Origin of the sequence: Streptomyces sp. ATCC 21386 (assembly GCF_018728545.1) — a bacterium.
GTDB lineage: Bacteria > Actinomycetota > Actinomycetes > Streptomycetales > Streptomycetaceae > Streptomyces.
This window is the reverse complement of the sequence record NZ_JAAVVL010000001.1, coordinates 3,019,864-3,038,875: the sequence shown is the minus strand read 5'-3', so window position 1 is coordinate 3,038,875 and position 19,012 is coordinate 3,019,864. Positions and strand designations below refer to the sequence as shown.

Sequence of the window (19,012 nt, the reverse complement as noted above, 5' to 3'; positions counted from 1 at the left end):
CGATCGAGTACCTGCTCGTCGCCGTCGGGCACGTGCCCACCGGGTCCGTGGATGCCACGCAGGGCCTGGGCCCCGGCGGCATGCTCGCCTTCACCGGCGATGCCCCGCACTTCTACCGCACCGCCGCCGAGGCAGTGGACAACACCGTCGTCTTCGCCTCCCCCGTCAGCACCTGAGCCAAGGAACGTCACCCATGAGCACCAGCACCGACGTCATCCCCGCCCATCGGGCCTTCATCAGCGACAACATCGCGGGCGCCTCGCCCGAGATAGTGCAGGCCGTCGCCGCGGCGGCAGCCGGGTATGCCCAGTCGTACGGCGACGACCCCTTCACCGGCAGCGTCCGCCACAGGTTGAGCGAGATCTTCGAACGTGACGTCGAGGTCTTCCCGGTCTCCACCGGAACCGCCGCGAACTGCCTGAGCCTGGCCGCTCTGACCCCGCCCTGGGGCAGCGTGCTGTGCCACCCGAGCAGTCACATCAATGTCGACGAGTGCGGTGCGCCGGAGTTCTTCACAGGCGGCGCCAAACTCGTCCCGGTTCCCGGCGACGACAGCAAGATCGACTCCGACGCGCTCCGCGAGACGGTGCGCCGCAGAGCCGGTGACGTTCACAGTGTGCAGCCGTCGGTGGTGAGCATCAGCCAGGCCACGGAGCGCGGCAGCGTCTACACCCTGGACGAGATCGGCCGTCTGGCCACCATCGCGAAGGACGCGGGACTGCGCGTCCACATGGACGGCGCCCGTTTCGCCAACGCCCTGGACCACCTCGGCGTCACCCCGGCCGAGATGACCTGGAAGGCCGGCATCGACGTGCTGTCCTTCGGGGCGACCAAGAACGGCGCGATGACCGCAGAGGCCATCGTCTCCTTCGATCCGGCGCTGGCCTCCGAACTCGCCTTCCGTGCCAAGCGGGCCGGCCAGCTCGCCTCCAAGATGCGCTTTCACACAGTCCAGTTCGACGCCTACCTCACCGACGGTCTGTGGCTGCGTAACGCCCGCCGGGCCAACGCGATGGCCGCCCGGCTCGGCGACGGTCTCAAGGCCATCCCCGGCACCGAACTCCTCAGCAGCCCGCAGGCCAACATTCTCTTCTGCCGCCTGCCCCAGCAGACAACCGAAGGGCTGCTCGCGGAGGGTTACACCTTTTACCACGACCGCTGGGCGCCGGGCATCGTCCGACTCGTCACCTCCTTCGCTCACACCCCTGAAGACATCGATCAGTTCCTGGACGCGGTCCACCGCCACACCCGCTGACCACCGGCTGTAACGGGCAAGGCGGCTTGCTCAGCGCGCAACGGCCGCGGTTCCGGCCGCGCCAGGAGCCTCGCAAGAGCACCGGCGATTGCCCTGCAGGCCCGTGGCGACGAACCTGGCAGCGGCATCGCGTGGCGGCAACGGGCCCGTTCACGGCCGGAAGAACGCCGCCGGCCTTCGGGAAGATCCGAGAGAACAACGAGCGTGGCGCGGAGGCATCCAGCCGACGCACAGCGGGGGTTGGTCATTCCCTTCCTACCGATAGGCAGGTACGGCCTCAGGTGCGACCCCTACCCTGTGCGACTGCGGCATCAGTCCTTGCATGCAAGGTGGCCCACCCGCCGCACGATGTCGGCGGTCGGCAGCCTGCAACCCTGACTCACGATCCACCACAGATCGTGTGGAGGGTGCGAGCTTGATCCTCGACGTTTCGGCATCGGCGTGCATGCGACGTCACAGTGGCGAGCGGGCTTTGACACTTCAGGCACGTCGCCAACGCCTCAAGTGTGCCGGGGCGTGTGTTCCCCTGGACCTGCCGCCCGGGCTCCCAGCCCCATGGGGAAGTGGGCAGCTATTTCGTGGCGGAACGCGTCGGTGTCGCCTTCCAGGGCGACGGCGGCCAACCTCTCGTGCTCGACGACCAGTTGCTGCGGGTTGTCGCTGTAGGTGCGGTGGTCGACGCTGAGGTGGAGGCGCAGCTTGGTCTCCCAGCCGTTCCAGAGACTCTGCAGGACGCCGTGCCCCGAGAGATCGTAGAAGAGCCTGTGGAAGCGGAGGTGCGCGTCGATGCTGGCCGGAATGTCGTCCTCCTCCATCGCCCGACGGAGATCCTCGACGGTCTGCAGCAACTGCGGCCGCTCAGGGCCACGCAGCGCTTCGGCCGAGAGCTCGGCGGCGTACGGCTCGACACGTAGCCGGATCGAGTCGATCTCGGCGACCTCACGAGCGCTCACCTCTACGACGAACGCCCCGCGGTAGGGGATCTTGACGACCAGCCCTTCCTCCTCCAGCTTGGTCAGCGCCTCACGCAGCGGGGACCGGCTGATCCCCAGATCAGCGGCGATGTGCGCCTCGCGCAGCTGGCCACCAGGAGGGACGCTTCCATCGAGGATGGCGGCACGCAACGTGCGGTAGACACCGTCCGGCGTTGTCGTCCGCTGCTCCTGCCACTCGAACTTGTGGTCCACCCCGTTACCCTCTCCTGCCCACGCCCGACCACCTGGTCGTTTGTCGACTATACCCCTGCTGGTTTTGCCGCATCCACGCCTCAACTTGACCGCCAGGCACGCAACTCGCTGATTTGCACAGCGGTACCCCATCCGGGTCTGCCACCCCTTCGGCCTACTTCGTCGAGTCGGTGCCAGGTTTCACGTCAGAAGCCGAGCGCCCGGTTGACCGGCGACCTGCCGTTGCCGACGAACCCGCTCGATGAGCCGGCGCCGGGTCCGCCTGAGGGCACTTCTCCGACGCTGTTGACAGTCGAGACTCGATTGGTCGACAATCGACCAACTAAATGGTCGACAATCGACCAAGGCCGGCCCTCGCTGAAGCACTAGGAGGACTCATGGGATTCGACGCCAAGCCCAAGTTCGTGACGTTCGACATGAACGGAACGTTGATCAAGTTCAGCATCAACGACACCATGCGTGAGGTCCTGGGCGACCGGCTGCCGGCCGAGGTCGCCGACGAGTTCCTGCGGATCTGCAAGGCGTACCGGATCGACGAGTGCACGGGCGCGTACCAGCCGTTCCACCAGGTCGTCGCCCGTTCCATGGAGCGCGCCCTGCACAAGGTCGGTCTGGAGTACCGCGAGGACGAGGCGCGGGCGGTGTACGAGACCATCCCCACCTGGGGCCCGTACCCCGGTGTCACCGAGGCGCTGAACCGCCTGGCCGAGGAAGTCCCGCTGGTGATCATCACGAACAGCGACACCGCGCACGCAAAGCGCCTCTCGGAGAACCTGAAGGCCCCGTTCGAGGTCGTCATCAGCGCCGAGGAGATGGGCGTCTACAAGCCGCGACTCCGCGCCTTTGAGTACATGTTCGACAAGCTCGGCGTGACACCCGACGAGATCGTCCACGTCTCCGCGAGCCCCATGTACGACCATCGTCCCGCGGCGATCATGGGCATCGAGAACAAGGTGTACATGGACCGCGGCTGGGAGCACGACGAGCACTGGCTCGGCTACGAGCGGATCACCGACATCGCCGACCTCCCCGTCCTCTTCGGCCTCCCGCGCCCCTGACGCCTGCACCTGAGCGGAGAACCGAACAAAATGATGCGCAGCAAGGCGGTGGCGGCATGACTCAGCCCCTGCCTCAAACCGTCAAGGGTGACTCGGCTTCAGAAAGGCTCCGGGCCCTGGGACTGAAGCTTCCCGTCCTCGCCGGCACCACGTACCTCGTGCCCCACCGGACGGTGGGCTCCACCATCCACCTCTCCGGCCAACTCCCCTTCAAGGACGGCGAGCTGCTGGGTCAGGGCGTTGTCGGCCGTGACGTGGAGCTGGAGACCGCGCAGGAGCTCGCACGCCATGCCGCGCTCAACGCGCTCGCTGCCGCTGTGCAGGCGGTGGGTGATCTGGACCGGTTCAGGATCGTGCAGATGCTGGTCTTCGTGGCCAGCACACCGGACTTCGGTCAGCAGTCACAGGTCGCCAACGCGGCCAGTGAACTACTCATCGAAGTACTGGGTGAGAACGGACGGCACGCCCGCACCGCGATCGGTGTCGCCGGTCTGCCTCTCAACACCCCTGTCGAGATCCAGGTCGTCTGCACCGCTGTGTAGCGGCGAGCCACTCATGAGCAGTGCGGCGGCGGCCCGGCTTCAAGACCCACTCGACGCCCGCGGCCGGCACGATCGCCCCCCGGGACAGATCCTGCTGGCCGGCGCGAGGGGGCAGATCCCGCTCCGGCGCCTCGCCCTTCCCGAGGAGAGCGCCGACGCCGTCCTCTGCCTCCCGTCGCCGGAATCCTCGTACGTCACCGGGCAACCCCCTCTCGGTCGACGGCGGCTACACCGGCCTGTGGGCGGCGTACTTCGCCAAGAAGCTCGAACCGTCGCTCTCGGTCGCCGTCTTCGAGGCCGAACAGGTCGGCGACGGCGCATCGGGGCGCAACGGCGGCTGGCTCTCGGCCCACCCCGGAGCGCCCACGAACCACCCCATCCGCGCCACTTTGTACGTCATCTTCAAGCGGCGCGATTGGCTCTGAACAGTCGGCGGGAAGTCGGTGTCTTGAGGCGTCCAAGCTCTGGCCGCGGGGCCGGAAGGCGTGCACGTGGACACGCCCGACTGCCACCGGTTGATCAGCCTGGTGTGGAGCCGCGACTCCCAACTGTCCGAAGCAGCACTGAAGTTCCGGGTGTTCGTCATCCGTGAGCCGCTCATGCCCCACCGTCTGCCCGACCGACACCGGGCCCGCCCGACGCCATAGCGCGACGCCGCAGCCCGACCAGGTGCCGGCTTGTTGCCGGGCCCCCCGCCACTGGGGCGCCGGCGCCACCCCGCCGCCGGGACCACGGAGGAATCCCGTCGTGGCCCCGCCGCAGGCGCCCGCTCCGGTCCGCCTGCGATGGCGAGAGAGGACCGCGATGGGGCCCCTTATAAGCCGGCCTTATAAGGCAGATCGGGATCGCGTCTTGGACGCGCTGCCCGCCCCGCTGCTGCAATCGGACGTATGACGCACCACCACCACCGCATCGCCCTCATCCCCGGTGACGGCATCGGGACCGAGGTCCTGCCGCCCGCCCGGCGCGTCCTGGACGCCGTCGGCCGCCGCCACGGAATCGGCTTCTCCTACACCTCCTACGACTGGTCCTGCGAGCGCTACGCACGCGAGGGCTCGATGATGCCCGAGGACGGCCTGGACCGGCTGCGCGAGGCGGAGGCGATCCTGCTGGGCGCCGTCGGCTACCCGGGCGTACCGGACCACGTATCGCTGTGGGGTTTGCTGATCCCCATCCGCCGCGCCTTCCGCCAGTACGTCAACCTGCGGCCGATCCGGGTCTTCGAGGGCGTGGACAGCCCGCTGCGCAGCGCCGCCGCGGGCGAGGTCGACCTCGTCGTCGTACGGGAGAACGTCGAGGGCGAGTACAGCGAGATCGGCGGGCGGCTGAACCAGGGAACGGCCGAGGAACTGGCCGTTCAGGAGGCGGTGTTCACCCGCGCGGGGGTCACCCGTGTCGCCGACTACGCGTTCTCCCTCGCCACCCGCCGCCGGGGGAGACTCACCTCCGCCACCAAGTCCAACGGCATCATCCACACCATGCCGTTCTGGGACGAGCTGATCGCCGAGCGGGCCGCAGAGCACCCCGGCGTCACCTGGGACCAGGAGCACATCGACGCGCTGGCCGCGAAGTTCGTCCTCGACCCCGCCCGCTTCGACGTAGTCGTCGCCTCCAATCTCTTCGGCGACATCCTCAGTGACCTCGCGGCCGCGGTCGCCGGATCCATCGGCATCGCCCCGGCGGCCAACCTCAACCCCGAGCGGGACTTCCCCTCGATGTTCGAGCCCGTGCACGGCTCCGCGCCCGACATCGCGGGCCAGGGCATCGCCAACCCGCTGGGTGCGATCTGGTCCGCGGCCATGATGCTCGACCACCTCGGCCACCCCGAGGCCGCCCGGGACATCGACAACGCCATCACCGCCGTCCTGGCCAAGTCGGATGTGCGAACCCGCGACCTGGGCGGTACGGCGACGACCGACGAGTTCACCGGGAAGCTGCTGGAACTGCTCTGACCGCCCGGCCCTTCGAACTCGGAGCCCGGCTCCCCTCCCCCACCACCACGATCGAACAGCCGCGCGTCGAGGGCACAGCAAGCGCCCCGGCGATACGAAAGGAAAGTCCCGTGTCAGCTGCGAAGAAACGCGTCGCGGTGGTCGGCGTCGGAACGATGGGCAGCCAGGCCGCCTGGCGGCTGGCGGCCCGCGGCGCCGAGGTCGTCGGCTACGACCGCTACGCTCCCGGCCACGACCGCAGCGCGGCCGGCGGCGAGACCCGCATCTTCCGCAGCGCCCACTTCGAGGACTCCCGCTACGTCACCCTCCTCAAGCACGCCGACACCCTGTGGGAGCAGCTCCAGCAGGAGACCGGCCGCGAGCTGCGCCGCCTGACCGGATGCCTGCTGATGGGGCCGACCGATCACCAGCAGATGGCCACCGTCCTGCAGTCCATCGCCGAGCACGACCTCGACCACGAGGTACTGGACGCCGAAGCCCTCGCCAAGCGCTTCCCGCAGTACCGCATCGAGGATGGCGACGCGGCCGTGCTCGACCGCCGCGCCGGCTTCATCCGCCCCGAGCTGACCATCCAGACCGCCGCCCGCCGCGCCGAGCAGCTGGGCGCCGTGATCCACCGCTACACCACGGTCCGCGAGATCGTCCCCGTCGCCGGCGGAGTGGAGATCCGCACCGACGCCGGCAGCGAGCGCTTCGACACCGCCGTCGTCACCCCCGGCCCCTGGGTCAACGACCTGCTGCCCGACCTGCCCTGGGAGGTGGACATCCGCCGCGTCATCAGCGCCTGGTTCGTGCCGACCGACCCCGAGGCCTGGTTCGGCGAGGAGCGCCCGGCGTTCATCCGCACGGCACCCGCCCACTGGTACGGCCTGCCCTCCCCGGACGGCATCTCCGTCAAGCTCGGCCTGAACCGCGTACTGCACCGGGTCGTCGAAGACCCGAACCAGCTGGAGCGGACGGTGCGGCCGGAAGAGCTGGAGGTCTTCAGGGAGTTGATCGGCCGTTACCTGCCCGACCTGCACCCGGACCCGACCCGTCTCACGGCCTTCATGGAGGGCTACACCGAGAGCTCCCGCCCGCTGGTCGGCCCGCTGCCCGGCGCCGAGAACGTCATCCTGCTCGCCGGGTTCTCCGGCCACGGCTTCAAACTCTCACCCGCCTTCGGCGACATAGCCGCCGACCTCGCCCTGGACGGCACCTCGCCCCAGCCCATCGGCTTCCTCTCCACCATCGGCCGTACGGAGGCATGACCATGAACACCTCCACCCCCTTCACCCTCTGACCCCGTCCAAGGCGTCAGCCTGGACACATGACCTGTCGGACAGGCGCCTGGCTCCGACCGCCGTACCCTCGGCTCCCGTCTCGACCGCAGCACCCATCTGTCGTACTCGACATATGCTCCACGCGGTGCTTCACTCGTGGCATGGCATCAATTCGACTCACACGCCCGACACTTGAGGTGATCAAAGTGTTGCTGGCGTCCACCCCCGACTCCCCCGCCTGGGGTCTGAAGATCTGCGAGGAGGCCGATCTCGGGTCGGGGACGGTGTACCCCATCCTCGAGCGCCTGGTCGACGCGGGATGGGCCACCCGGTACGAGGAGACCGGGGAGCACCCAGGCAGGCCCAAGCGGTACTACTACGAGCTCACGGCAGTCGGCCAGCAGGCAGCGCGCGAGGCGAGGGAACGGAAGCCCCGGTTCTTCGGGCTGCGCGCCAGGGCTGAAGGGGGCGCGGCATGAGTACGGAGGGGCAGCACGAAGAGGACGACCGCCCCGGGTGGCTGGCTGTTCTCGCCGTTCTGGTCCCGATCCTGGCCGGAACGACGACCGCGATCTTCTTGCTGGTGGGCTTCGGGGTGAAGCTGCTCGACCCGGAGTCGGCGTTCGCCCAAGCCCTGCTCAGCGGCGGCTGGCTCTTCGGCGCGATCACGGCACTCGCCATCCTGCTCGCCACCGCCAGCCTCTTGATCACCGCTCTACGCAATCGCCCGCCGGGCGCGGAGGAAGAGACCCCGGCCTCCTCCCACACGCGTACGCCCCCCGCACCGGGCAGAGCCGCCCGCCGGACCGTGGACCTCGCCTCCTTCGTGGCAGGCCGGCACAGGGCACACCTGCGGCAGGAGTGGGCAGCGGTCCTGGCAGGCGATCCGGGAAACGGCATCGTCCTCTCCTCCAGCCGCAGGGCGCGTTACGCCCTCGGCTTCCTCTGGGCGGCATTGCGCATGCGCCTACGAGACGTGGTCGCCCCCGTGTGGCTGCCGGTCGACTGGCTGCTCTCGAAGGAATCACGAACGAACGGACTAATCACCGCCGTCGTCGGCACCCAGGTCGTCTACATCCAGCACGCGGACGGCCTGCACACCCTGCTCACCGAGGGCTGGGGCTGGTGCGCCGGATGCGGCATCGCTCTGCGCCTTCTCGTCGGGTGGCTGCGCCGGATCAGGGGCATCGAACTCGCCTCGGCGCGCGAGAACGCCGAGGGCGGCTAGGCCGGCGCGTCTTCGCCCATCAAACGAGTTCTGCGACCTCTCACGGGTAGCTCGTGGTCGCCCTTCGTCCATGTATCGAAAGCATTTCCGAAGCGGTCGTCGGGCCGCTCCGCTACGTTGCGGCCATGGTGAACTTTGTGCTCATTGCAGGTGCGCGACTCGGATCGTGGGCCTGGGACGATGTGGTGCCGCATCTGCGTGCGGCCGGCCATGGCGTCCACCCACTGACCCTTTCCGGCCTCGCCGAGAAGCAAGGGGTGCCGGCTGGGCAGCAGACCCACGTCCAGGACATCGTTGACGAGGTCGAGCACCAGGACCTGCGTGAAGTCGTTCTGGTAGGTCACAGCTACTCGGGTATCCCCAGCGGTCAGGCCGCCGGGCGGATCGGCGACCGGCTCACGCACATGGTCTTCCTCGACTCCAGTGTTCCGGCCGATGGTGAACCGTTCGTCTCCGCCTGGCCGGACGGCGGGGCGATGGTGCGGGCATCGATCGCCGAGAACGGAGGATTCTGGCCGGTCGCGCCCCCGGCCCACTTCGAGGGCCACGGTCTCACCGATGAGCAGATCGCACGGATCGTGCACGGTGCGACGCCGCACCCGGGTGCCACGCTGACCGAACCCGCCATGCTGGAAAAGCCGCTCGGCGACCTCCCGGCGACTTACATCAAGTGCACGCTCGATGACCCAGAGCCGAGCGATGACGTAGCCAAGCTGCTGACCCTTGGGCACTGGCGGCTGATCGAGATGGACACCGGCCACTGGCCGATGTTCTCCCAGCCACGCGAACTGGCGCGGGTCCTCCTCGACATAGCCGGGGCGTGACCGCAGACGCATGCGGGTCGCCGCCGACGCCCGTTCTACTCCGGCAAGCACAAGAAGCACGGCATGAACGTGCAGGTGATCAGCGACGCCTTCGGACGGCAAGCAGGCGGTCAACGTCGCCCATGCGAAGATCCGCGCCGTGGGCGAGCAGGCTTGGCCACGCCCAAGGGCTGGCGCCTACTGCGCAAGCTGCGCTGCGGCACCATCCGGATCACCGACATCGTCAAGGCCGTCCTCACCCTCCACCTCGCGTCGGCGTGAAGCGGGAACGGCTCATTGATTACCGTGCACGGTGTACAGCGGACACCGCATCTGGTCGAGTCCGGAGCGGCCGCAGCATTGCCATCCCTTCCTCGAGCCCCACCTTCATGGCGAAGTCGAACTGGTCGACCTCCAAACACAACTCCACATCGGTGGGGTGAGCACCGCGGCGTCGCCCGCTGCGCAGGTCGTCCGCGGCCGGGGAGGTGCGGGCACGGTGCAGACAAGGGCCGGGGTCGAGACGATCCCCGGCCAGGAGCCGATCCAGGTACTCGGCGCAGGCCAGATCCTCGGCGGCACGGCCGTCCTCGCCGGTGGCCACGAATGTCACCGAGTCGGCGCCGGCATCTGTCAGGGCCCGGGCCGTCGCGCCGGCCACGACGAAACTGGCGCACAGCGCCAATTTCGCCTCGACAACCGCCAGGGCCCCGACCGTTCCCGCAGTCGTCTTTTGAATCACGGTGCGGCCAGTCAAGTCGGCCTCCTGGATCAGGCCAGGGGAGTTGACCAGGTCGAACCCGTTGACCAGTGCCCCGTCCTTGAGCGCAAGCCAGCCTGGGTGACACGCCTTGATCGCCAGTGCCTCGCCCTCGTCGGCAGCGAGAACGATCTTGTCTGCCCCACGGTGGAAAGCCCATGCCGCGGTGGTGAACGCCCGCATCACATCGATCACAACGGCCACCTGTTCGGTGCCGTCCACGTCGGGTATTCCGACTACTCGCGAGCCCATGCCGGGATGGTCGCAGCCCGCTGAAGCGGTCCACAAGACACGTTGACGATCTTCGGTGACTCGGGATCCGCTGGGCGGCTACCGCACGGGCACGCGCCCAGCAATCGGGCGAAGGACGCTTCCCGGCTGCCCACGGCGTTCACGGCCACGCCCCGTCGCGGCTCTTGCGGATCAGAACGTCGGCGCGGCCTGTTCCTGCTGCGGACCCTGAGCGCGTGCCTTGAGCAGTGCGTCCTGCAGGCGGTCGTGGGTCATGGCCAGGCCGGCGTGCACCGCGCCGCGCGCCACCGAGAGTCCCAGGACCTGGGAGACGGTCGTGATCCGGGGCACGGCCGGCAAGCTGTGCTCGAGTCGCCTGCGCACTTCGGGGAGCGCCTCCTCCACCAAAGGGCGCAACCGGCCGACGAAGTAGACGGATTCGGGATCGAGGGTCACCGCGACGACACTCACGGCGGTCGTGACCGCCGTCGTGAATGCCTTGAGTATCTCCGCACGAGCTTGATGGTCTGGAGGCATGAGCCACAGGTCCTCGACGCGCTCGGTGTCCAGTCCGTGTTCACGAGCGAGCTTCGCAAGCCCCGCGGTGCTCAGCATCCCGTTGAGTGTGCGGTCGTCGACACCCGAGGAGAGGGAACCGATGTCGCCGAACGCAGGAGTACGTCCCCGAGCCAGTTCCCGGTCCCTGCACGTCGCGAAGTTCACGGTGCTGCTGAGGCTGAACAGGGCGGCGTTGTGGATGCTCACGTCGTCCGTGAGCACCTGGAGCAGGGACGCGTTCGCGTCACTGTCGAAGGTCACTGGAGTGTCGAGGAGTTCCTCGAGGATTCGGTGGAGGTCTCTGCCGGAGAAGATCTTCATCGGATCGGCGGGCCGAAGGACCTCGGTGCTGTCGCGGACATGAGCGGGCAGTGCCACGACGATCTGGCGCCGGGGCCCTCGTGCCGAGGCGCTGGTCTGTGCGACCAGGTCGGCCAGCCACCGGCCGCCGGCAGGGACGTCGTGGTGCTCGACCGTCGGGACGACCACGTGTCCGATCTCGCGGCCGCGGAGGTCGGTCACCAGCACGCCGGTGGTCACGGCGCCGAAGCCGACCCCCACGACGTGGCCGGCCGTCTCGGGCACGTCGAGGTACGTCGAGGGACGGCCACGCCCGACGACGTCGTCGACTCCCCCGTCCACGACGAACCCGTGCGAGCGCAGGTCTTCGACGGCCCGCGACACCGTCGCCTTGCTCAACCCCGTGGACTCGATGAGCTTGTTCCGGGTCAGCGGCGCATGGGAGAGAACCACCTCAAGGACGCGTGCCGTGTTGTAGTCGCGTGGTGTGGGGTTGATGCTGCTCACCTCATGACCTTAGCCAGACCGTACGCAGCCCGAACCAGTGGTCTCGGTCGCCGGGGTGATCTCGGTGAGTGCGGCCGGGTCGGGCGGGTCGGCCGGGTGGAAAGCCGACGCGTCGCCTCAGAGCGCCGCTCAAGGCGTGTCACGGCGGGTGCTCAGCAAGCGGTCCACGACCTCCCGCATGGCGACGGACATGGCTCGCTCCACGTTGACCCAGTCGTCGCCGGCATGCTCGAGCAGATACTCGCGACGGTCCGGCACCCGCTCCGCCCGCCAATGGGTGACCAGCGCACGAAGTGTCAGCCGTGCCAGCGCGGCAACAGGCAGCAGCGGGAGTTCGGTGTCCTTGATCGGGCGCGCCCGCTCGTATCCCGCGACGAAGTCGTATGCCTCGTGCCAGGGATCTCGCGGTGTCCGGCCGAGAAGGTTCGCGAGAGACACCGCGGGATCGAAGATCAAAGCACTGCGCATGCTGTCACCGAAGTCGATCACTCCGGTGACGAAGCTGTCCGTCCGCGGATCCACCAGGACGTTGTAGGGGCTGTAGTCACCATGGATCACTTGGGTCTCGAGATCGCCCAGCCTCGGAACGACGGCCTCGTCGAAAAGGCGGAACACTTCTTGAGCCAGCCGACGGTGCGCGGCGTCGGGCGTGTACTCGATGAGTTCCCGCAACTGGTGGAAGTGGCGGAGGTCCCACACGAGGCGCCGCTCGTCCGCTGGATGTCTGAATGACCGCAGAGCCATGTCCACTCGCCCGAGCATCTGCCCGGCCTTGGCCAGCTGAGTGGGATCGGGGTTCGTCCGCGCCAGGACGGCGCCTTCGACGAAGTCGAGGACACGCAGGACTCGAACCCTGCCGTCTTCCAGCGCGATCGGTACGTTGTCGGCGCCTTCGACGGTCTTCTTGACCCGCTGGGTGGGCAGATGAGGAGCCTCGGTTTCGAGATGGCGCATCACAGCCGTCTGCAGAGCTACGACAGCCACCGGCTCGTCGGGCGGGGAAACCTTGACGAGATGGTCGTCCGCGCCGGTCCGCAGGCGGAACGTGTCGTCCTTCTCGGTTGCCAGCCGCTCAAGATGTCCGCCCAGCCGGTAGTGCCGGGCGAGGAGGGCGTCCACCACGTTGGTCTCGATGGGCTCGTGGGACGATGCCAGGCCGCTCTCGTCGAACAACTGCTGGGCGATACGTGCGGGGGGCGAGGCGTTCACCGTTCGGTCCCTTCGGATTTCAGCCTGCTAGAGGCGCGTCTCGGCGATCTCCGCGAAGGTTTCGAGGAATCGCGTCACGTCAGCCGAGTCGAAGGCCAACGGCGGTCGGATCTTGAGCACATTGACCGCTTCGCCGGTGCCGCTGATGAGGACGCGACGCTCGCGCATGTCGTTGATGATGTCGTCGGCGCGCGCACGATCGGGCTCCAGCGACTCACGGTCCTTCACGATGTCGACGCCCACGTACAGACCGGCGCCGCGCACCTCCGCGACGTGGGGGGACTCACGAGTGATCTCCTCCAGGCCGGCTCGAAGCGCCCTGCCGTTGTCGAGAACTCGCTGCTGCACGTTCTCCGCTTCGAGAACGTCCAGAACCGCGGCGCCGGCGGCCACCGCGATCGAACTGCCCGCGAAGGTGTTGAAGTAGCGAACGTTCCGCCCGAACTCGTCGCATATCTCGGGCCTGAACGCCACGCCGGAGATCGGCATACCGTTACCCATGGGCTTGCCCATCGTGACGATGTCCGGAAGCACCCCGTGGCGGCTGAACCCCCACATCGACTCTCCTAGCCGGGCGAATCCCGACTGGACCTCGTCGGCGATGTACACGCCGCCCGCGGCGTGCACCTCCTCGACCATGTCGCACAGGTAACCGACAGGGTCGGTGAAGAGGCCGTCACTGGAGTGCGCGCAGTCGGTGATCAGCGCCGCAAGCCGATAACCGTGGCGCTCGAGGTCGTTGATCGCGCCGCGCACCTGGCGTCGCATGTGGTCGGGAAGCGATGAACCCGGCGGGACGAGTCGCGGATCCGGCGCATCGATGACGCGCACATTCGGGCCGAGCGGTGACCCCGCTCCGAGCGTCGGCGAGAAGCTCGCGACCTCGCGAGTCAGACCGTGGTAGGCCCAGCGAGTCACGATGATTCCCTCGCCGCCCGTGTGGAAGCGCGCCACGCGCATGGCCAGGTCGTTCGCCTCCGACCCGCTGCACGCGAAGCTGATCCTCGAGAGCGCCTCGGGCATGGTGGCGAGAAGGCGCTCGGCGTAGTCGACGAGTGACTCCTGCACATAGCGCGTGTTGGTGTTGACCGCCGCCAGCTGGCGGGACACGGCCTCGACGACGTGCGGGTGTGCGTGACCTACGCACGGCACGTTGTTGTAGGCGTCGAGGAAGTCATTGCCCTCCGGATCGAAGAGGTGAGCGCCTCGACCGGAGACGAACTCGACCGGCTCCCGATAGTTCAACGCGTAACCCGGGCCCAGTACGCCGCTTCGCCGCTTGACGGTGGACCGCAGTCGCTCCGGCAGGCCACCGAGCGCTGCGGGGTCGAACCTGTTGGGGTAGTTGGCCAGCGCTCGGTTCGGCGTGGAAGTCATCAGCAGATCCCTCCTTCGTGCTCGCATCTCATCGTGGCCACTTCAGCCGCGACGCTTTTTGTTTCTGTTTCAGCCTGAAACTTATCTCTCACGCGCCGGTACGGCAACCCTTGTGGCGGGGAAGCGTGCGAGGGCGTCGACGGCGACTCGTGCAGGCGGGCGCCCCGCGTCGTCCAGCAGCCCGTCGGCACCGGGGCCGGCCCGGTGTTTGCGCGGGCGATGTCCGGGCCATAGGGGTCTGACGTCGATAGCCGTACCATGGGGCCGGTCTCACATCACTCCGGCCGACTCATGATCCGGCTCGCATCCCAGTAGCGAACGTCGGCGGCCGCCCTCAACCCCATCCCGCGGGCACCGCACCCGGCTTCGCAGGAGGCGCACGGTGAAGGACGTCGGAATCGAGCGAAGAACGTTCCTCCGGGGCGTCGCCGCCGTCACGGCGGCGGCTCCCGCCGTGACGGCCACCGCGTGCGGGCCCTCCGCCGCCCGGAACTCCGGCGGAGCCGGAAACAGCAGGACAGTCGTCGTCCGGGACATCGGCGGCGCCTACGGCGAGGCGCACCGCAAGGTCGTGTACGAGCCGTTCAGCAAGGAGACCGGCGTCCGGGTCGACGTGGTCCACGTCCCGACGTACGCGGAGCTCCTCTCCCAGATCCGGGAGGGGCCCCGGTTCGACCTCATCGACATCGACATGAGCGCACTGGCCCTCTTCGAGAAGGACGACGCCACCCAGGAACTCGACTACGACCGGCTGAGGAACGCCCAGCACGCCGGTGTCGCCCGGTCCCTGCTCACCTCCCACGGCATCGGCAAGAACTACTGGGCCAGCGTCATGGCGTACCGCACCGACAGCTTCGGCGGGAAGGCACCGGAGACCTGGGCCGACTTCTGGGACACCAAGGCTTTCCCGGGCAGCCGTGCCCTGCAGAGCCCGGAGGCGGGCCCGCCCGAGTTGGAGTTCGCCCTCCTCGCCGACGGTGTGGCGGCCGACAGGCTCTACCCCCTCGACGTCGACCGCGCCTTCGCGGCCCTGGACGAGCTCAAGGACGCCGTCCGCCGGTTCTGGGGCGACGGCGCCACGCCGGGGCTGCTCCTGGAACGCCAACGGGTCGCCGCCACCACGGTCTGGCACGGTCGCCCGAACCACCTCATCCAGCGAGGTGCCCCGCTCGCCTACCAGTGGAACGGCGCCCGTCGGCAGAGCAACGGCTACGGCATCCCCCGCGGCGCCCGGCACCCGGACGCCGCCCACCGGCTGATCGACTTCGCCCTGCGCCCCGAGGTGCAGGCCGCCGTCGCCGAGGTCTACCCCATGGGCCCGGTGGTGCCGACCGCGTACAAGTACCTGCCCAGGTCCGCCGCGGATCTGGCCAGCTCCCCGGAACACCTCTACACCGGCTTCGACCTGGACATCGGCTGGTGGGTCGAGAACAAGGAAACCGTGACCAAGCGCTGGCAGGAGTGGGTGCGGTCCTGAGGACACGGCACAGGGACGGCCGGTACCGTCCCTCGGCACCGCCGGCTCCCCGCCGGGCACCGGGAAGGACATCCCGTGGACATGACCAGCATCTCCGACCCGTCGACCGACCGGCCCGGCGGTCGTCGTTCCGGTGCGGCCGCAGCCGCGCCCCCGGGCGGGGACACTGTCCGGTCGGGAGGGTCGCCCGCCCGGCCGCCGGGGACCCGTGCGCGTTCCGTGCTGAGCGCGCGCAGCGTCGCGGGTCAGGTGTTCCTGTGGCAGCTGGTGCTGGTGATCCTGTTCGCGGCCGCGGCGGGCGTGGCGCTCGTCCTGCAGGCCCGCACGTCGAGCACGGAGGAGGCCCGCAGAGTGTCGCTGGCCGTCGCCCAGGCCTTCGCGCGGGCGCCGGGAACGGTAGAGGCCATGAAGTCCGCCGACCCCACCGCCGCGCTGCAGCCACGGGCGGAGGAGACCCGTGAACTGACCGGTGTCGACTTCGTCGTCGCGATCGATCCGCGCGGCTACCGCTGGACCCACCCCGACCCGAGTCTGATCGGGGAGCACGTCTACGCCCTGCGCAAGGAGGCGGCTGCCGGCCGGCCCTTCACCCAGGACATCGAGGGCAGCCTCGGGCTCGCCGTGGAGTCCACGGTTCCCGTCTTCGACACGGGAGGACGGAAGATCGTCGGTCTGGTGTCGGTCGGGGTCACGGTCAAGAACGTCAACTCCGTGGTCCAACGCCAGATGCCGATCCTGCTCGGGTCCGTCGCAGGTGCGCTCGCTCTCGTCACCGGCGGCAGCGCCCTGGTGTCGCGGCGGCTGCGCCGGCAGACCCACGGACTGGGACCGGCCGAGATGACCCGGATGTACGAGCACCACGACGCGGTGCTGCACGCGGTGCGGGAGGGAGTGCTGATCATCGACGGTGACGGGCGGCTGCTCCTCGCCAACGACGAGGCACGGCGCCTGCTGGACCTGCCCGCGGACGCGGAACAGCACCGGATCACCGCTCTGGGCCTGGCAGCGGATACCGCCGCTCTGCTGGCCTCCGGCCGGGTGGTCACCGACGAGGTCCACCTGGCCGGCGACCATCTGCTGGCGGTCAACCTCCGGCCCGTCGACCCGGAAGGCGGCGTACGGGGCCATGTGGCCACCCTGCGGGACACCACGGAACTCCAGGCGCTGGCGGGCCGGGCGGCCGTGGCCAGGGAGCGGCTGCGGATGCTGTACGAGGCCGGGGTGCGGATCGGCACCACTCTGGACGTGGTGCGCACCACCGAGGAGCTGGCCGAGGTGGCGGTCCCCGGGTTCGCCGACGTGGCCACGGTCGACCTCCAGGATCCGGTGCTGGAAGGTGAGGAGCCGGTCGGCCCGAGTCCCGAGCTGCGCCGCACGGCACTGCACAGCGCCAAGGGGTCGTCCTGGCCGCTCTTCCCCGTGGGGGACCTGGTCCGTTTCACCCCCGAGAACCCGGTGGCCGTCAGCGCCCGGCAGGGGCGGCCCGTCCTCGCCGCCGACCTGACCGTGTCCCACGACTGGTGTGTCCAGGATCCCGACCGGGCCCGGCGCATCCTGGACTCCGGGCTCCACTCCTTGATCACCGTGCCGCTCCAGGCCCGTGGTGTCGTGCTGGGCACGGTCAACTTCTGGCGCGCGGATCAGGACGCCTTCGACGAGGAGGACCTGGCCTTCGCCGAGGAACTGGCCGCCCGGGCCGCGGTCGCCATCGACAACGCGCGCCGCTACACGCGCGAGCACGCCCTGGCGGTGGCCCTGCAGCGCAGCCTCCTGCCGCGTTCCCTGCCCGAGCAGTCCGCCGTCGAGGTCGCGTACCGCTATCTGCCCGCCCGGGCCGGTGTGGGCGGCGACTGGTTCGACGTCATCCCGCTGCCCGGGGCGCGGGTGGCGCTGGTGGTGGGCGACGTGGTCGGCCACGGTCTGCACGCCGCGGCCACCATGGGCCGGCTGCGCACGGCGGTGCGCACGTTCTCGTCCCTCGACCTGGCCGCGGACGAACTGATCAGACGTCTCGACGAGCTGGTCACCCGGGTCGACGGCGAGGAAAGCCGCGACGGCGAGGGGATCACCGGAGCGACCTGCCTGTACGCCGTCTATGACCCGGTTGCCGGGCGGTGCTCCCTGGCCCGATCCGGGCACCTGGAACCGACCCTGGTGCGCCCCGACGGCACGGTCGAGCGGATACCGGTACCGGTCTCACCGCCGCTGGGCCTCGGAGGCGGCCAACCCTTCGAGAAGGCCGAGTACACCCTGCCCGAGGGCTCGCGGCTGGTCCTGTACACGGACGGGCTGATCGAGGACCGCGGCCGGGACATCGACGCCGGTCTCGCGCTGCTGCACGACGCCCTGGCGGGGCCGGACCGGACACCGGAGGAGACCTGCGGGGCGGTGTTCGACGCCCTGCTGCCGGTGCGCCCGAGCGACGACATCGCCCTGCTCGTCGCCCGCTCCCGGCTGCTCGACCCGTCCCAGGTCGCCGACTGGGACATCCCCGCGGACCCCGCCGCCGTCGCCGGTATCCGGGCCCAGGTCGCCCGTCGGCTGGAGGAGTGGGGGCTGGAGGAGTTCGCGTTCTCCACCGAGTTGGTGATCAGCGAGTTGGTCACCAACGCCATCCGCTACGGCAGCGACCCGAGGCGGCTGCGGGTCCTGCGTGACGGCGACAGCCTCATCTGCGAGGTCACCGACGGCAGCAGCACCTCTCCGCATCTGCGCCGGGCCGCCGACACCGACGAGGGCGGGCGGGGCCTGTTCCTCGTGGCCCAGTTCACGCAGGGGTGGGGCACCCGCTACCTGGCCCGCGGGAAAGTGATCTGGACGGAGCAGTCTCTCCACGGCAACCTGCCCGAACCCGACGGCGACCTGGCCGAGACGCTGCTGGACCAGTGGGACGACACGGGCTGGTGACGACGGTCCGCGCCAGGGTTCAGGTCGGGGCGGACCCGGTGCCGGACTCACGCGGTGCAGCCCCCGTCCTCGGGCAGATCGGTGTCCTTGCCGTCGGGCCCGAAGGTCCCGTCCTCGGCGGTGTCGGCGGCCTCGGCGTCGGTGAGCAGGGCGGCGGCCCGGGCCCCAGGTGGGCGATCTCGGCCTTGATCGGCTCCTCCTTGTCGACCAGGCGGCCGTAGCTCATCGCCTTGTGCCGGGAGGCGTTCGCTTCGAGCTTGCCGTGTCCCATGCAGTGGAGGAAACCCGGCGCGCGGAATCCGGAGCCGCGTCGAGGTACGGCTTGCCGGGACGGGTCAGGTGTCGCCGCACTCGTTGCCCTCACCGTGGCCCCGCTGTAGCCGAGGGGTGTACAGGCGA

17 protein-coding genes and 2 pseudogenes are annotated in these 19,012 nt (G+C 69.2%); 13 read left to right on the top strand and 6 right to left on the bottom strand.

Annotation, left to right across the window (positions count from 1 at the left end; genetic code table 11):
* The first annotated feature begins 32 nt into the window (after window positions 1-32).
* Both GWK25_RS43435 and GWK25_RS13260 read left to right on the top strand, forming a co-directional pair.
* On the top strand, window positions 33-176 hold the full coding sequence (locus tag GWK25_RS43435; protein ID WP_251828847.1) for a hypothetical protein: 144 nt from the start codon (window positions 33-35) through the stop codon (window positions 174-176).
* A gap of 17 nt (window positions 177-193) precedes the next feature.
* Window positions 194-1,255 carry a low specificity L-threonine aldolase gene (locus GWK25_RS13260; RefSeq protein WP_215450226.1) on the top strand — a complete coding sequence of 354 codons (1,062 nt, stop codon included), beginning with the start codon at window positions 194-196 and terminating at the stop codon, window positions 1,253-1,255.
* Between the two features lie 500 nt (window positions 1,256-1,755).
* On the opposite strand, the gene GWK25_RS13255 is transcribed toward GWK25_RS13260, so the two are convergent.
* Window positions 1,756-2,442, bottom strand: a complete 687-nt coding sequence (locus GWK25_RS13255) for a GntR family transcriptional regulator (RefSeq protein WP_215450224.1) — start codon at window positions 2,440-2,442, stop codon at window positions 1,756-1,758.
* Between the two features lie 377 nt (window positions 2,443-2,819).
* Here GWK25_RS13255 and GWK25_RS13250 point away from each other — a divergent pair, with 377 nt between their 5' ends.
* From GWK25_RS13250 to GWK25_RS13205, 9 genes and pseudogenes are all read left to right on the top strand, one after another.
* Window positions 2,820-3,500 carry a haloacid dehalogenase type II gene (locus tag GWK25_RS13250; protein WP_215450222.1) on the top strand — a complete coding sequence of 227 codons (681 nt, stop codon included), beginning with the start codon at window positions 2,820-2,822 and terminating at the stop codon, window positions 3,498-3,500.
* A gap of 56 nt (window positions 3,501-3,556) precedes the next feature.
* Window positions 3,557-4,042 (top strand): RidA family protein, encoded by a 486-nt coding sequence (locus tag GWK25_RS13245; RefSeq protein WP_215450219.1) that lies wholly within the window; start codon window positions 3,557-3,559, stop codon window positions 4,040-4,042.
* Between the two features lie 20 nt (window positions 4,043-4,062).
* Window positions 4,063-4,467 (top strand): FAD-dependent oxidoreductase, encoded by a 405-nt coding sequence (locus GWK25_RS44730; protein WP_374200610.1) that lies wholly within the window; start codon window positions 4,063-4,065, stop codon window positions 4,465-4,467.
* 465 nt (window positions 4,468-4,932) lie between these two features.
* Window positions 4,933-5,994 carry a tartrate dehydrogenase gene (locus GWK25_RS13230; RefSeq protein WP_215450217.1) on the top strand — a complete coding sequence of 354 codons (1,062 nt, stop codon included), beginning with the start codon at window positions 4,933-4,935 and terminating at the stop codon, window positions 5,992-5,994.
* 110 nt (window positions 5,995-6,104) lie between these two features.
* Complete coding sequence (solA, locus tag GWK25_RS13225) at window positions 6,105-7,244, top strand: N-methyl-L-tryptophan oxidase (RefSeq protein ID WP_215450211.1); 1,140 nt, start codon at window positions 6,105-6,107, stop codon at window positions 7,242-7,244.
* Window positions 7,245-7,462: 218 nt separating this feature from the next.
* Window positions 7,463-7,735 (top strand): PadR family transcriptional regulator, encoded by a 273-nt coding sequence (locus tag GWK25_RS13220; protein WP_308404227.1) that lies wholly within the window; start codon window positions 7,463-7,465, stop codon window positions 7,733-7,735.
* Window positions 7,732-8,484, top strand: coding sequence for a hypothetical protein (locus GWK25_RS44530; RefSeq protein ID WP_215450207.1), 753 nt, complete (start codon window positions 7,732-7,734; stop codon window positions 8,482-8,484). Before GWK25_RS13220 ends, GWK25_RS44530 begins: the two co-directional genes overlap by 4 nt.
* A 125-nt stretch (window positions 8,485-8,609) precedes the next feature.
* Entirely contained in the window at window positions 8,610-9,308 is a 699-nt protein-coding gene (locus GWK25_RS13210; protein ID WP_215450205.1) for an alpha/beta fold hydrolase, read from the top strand.
* 27 nt (window positions 9,309-9,335) lie between these two features.
* A pseudogene (locus GWK25_RS13205) lies at window positions 9,336-9,569 on the top strand (IS5/IS1182 family transposase); the annotation flags it as partial.
* Between the two features lie 19 nt (window positions 9,570-9,588).
* On the opposite strand, the gene GWK25_RS13200 reads toward GWK25_RS13205, so the two are convergent.
* The 4 genes from GWK25_RS13200 to GWK25_RS13185 all read right to left on the bottom strand — a co-directional run bounded on the left by GWK25_RS13200 (window position 9,589) and on the right by GWK25_RS13185 (window position 14,229).
* On the bottom strand, window positions 9,589-10,299 hold the full coding sequence (locus tag GWK25_RS13200) for a 2-phosphosulfolactate phosphatase (RefSeq protein WP_215450203.1): 711 nt from the start codon (window positions 10,297-10,299) through the stop codon (window positions 9,589-9,591).
* Window positions 10,300-10,470: 171 nt separating this feature from the next.
* A complete protein-coding gene (locus GWK25_RS13195) occupies window positions 10,471-11,643 on the bottom strand; it encodes an ROK family transcriptional regulator (protein WP_215450201.1) in 1,173 nt (390 codons plus the stop codon).
* 129 nt (window positions 11,644-11,772) lie between these two features.
* Window positions 11,773-12,852 carry a phosphotransferase gene (locus GWK25_RS13190; protein ID WP_215450199.1) on the bottom strand — a complete coding sequence of 360 codons (1,080 nt, stop codon included), beginning with the start codon at window positions 12,850-12,852 and terminating at the stop codon, window positions 11,773-11,775.
* 27 nt (window positions 12,853-12,879) lie between these two features.
* On the bottom strand, window positions 12,880-14,229 hold the full coding sequence (locus tag GWK25_RS13185; RefSeq protein WP_215450197.1) for an aspartate aminotransferase family protein: 1,350 nt from the start codon (window positions 14,227-14,229) through the stop codon (window positions 12,880-12,882).
* Window positions 14,230-14,611: 382 nt separating this feature from the next.
* Between GWK25_RS13185 and GWK25_RS13180 the strand changes: the two genes are divergently transcribed.
* Window positions 14,612-15,706, top strand: a complete 1,095-nt coding sequence (locus GWK25_RS13180; protein ID WP_215450195.1) for an ABC transporter substrate-binding protein — start codon at window positions 14,612-14,614, stop codon at window positions 15,704-15,706.
* An 81-nt stretch (window positions 15,707-15,787) separates the two neighbouring features.
* The gene (locus GWK25_RS13175) at window positions 15,788-18,613 is read left to right on the top strand and encodes a SpoIIE family protein phosphatase (RefSeq protein WP_215450193.1); all 2,826 of its coding nucleotides are present in this window, start codon (window positions 15,788-15,790) and stop codon (window positions 18,611-18,613) included.
* A gap of 65 nt (window positions 18,614-18,678) precedes the next feature.
* Here GWK25_RS13175 and GWK25_RS13170 read toward each other — a convergent pair.
* Window positions 18,679-18,872, bottom strand: a pseudogene (locus tag GWK25_RS13170) (IS1182 family transposase); the annotation flags it as partial.
* Between the last annotated feature and the right edge of the window lie 140 nt (window positions 18,873-19,012).

What these genes read in the sequence shown, in the direction of transcription:
- GWK25_RS13210 (WP_215450205.1), top strand. Translation starts at nt 8,610, where the DNA reads ATGGTGAACTTTGTGCTCATTGCAGGTGCGCGACTCGGATCGTGGGCC.
- GWK25_RS13175 (WP_215450193.1), top strand. Translation starts at nt 15,788, where the DNA reads ATGACCAGCATCTCCGACCCGTCGACCGACCGGCCCGGCGGTCGTCGT.
- GWK25_RS44530 (WP_215450207.1), top strand. Translation starts at nt 7,732, where the DNA reads ATGAGTACGGAGGGGCAGCACGAAGAGGACGACCGCCCCGGGTGGCTG.
- GWK25_RS13245 (WP_215450219.1), top strand. Translation starts at nt 3,557, where the DNA reads ATGACTCAGCCCCTGCCTCAAACCGTCAAGGGTGACTCGGCTTCAGAA.
- GWK25_RS13230 (WP_215450217.1), top strand. Translation starts at nt 4,933, where the DNA reads ATGACGCACCACCACCACCGCATCGCCCTCATCCCCGGTGACGGCATC.
- GWK25_RS13260 (WP_215450226.1), top strand. Translation starts at nt 194, where the DNA reads ATGAGCACCAGCACCGACGTCATCCCCGCCCATCGGGCCTTCATCAGC.
- GWK25_RS13250 (WP_215450222.1), top strand. Translation starts at nt 2,820, where the DNA reads ATGGGATTCGACGCCAAGCCCAAGTTCGTGACGTTCGACATGAACGGA.
- GWK25_RS13185 (WP_215450197.1), bottom strand. Translation starts at nt 14,229, where the DNA reads ATGACTTCCACGCCGAACCGAGCGCTGGCCAACTACCCCAACAGGTTC.
- GWK25_RS13200 (WP_215450203.1), bottom strand. Translation starts at nt 10,299, where the DNA reads ATGGGCTCGCGAGTAGTCGGAATACCCGACGTGGACGGCACCGAACAG.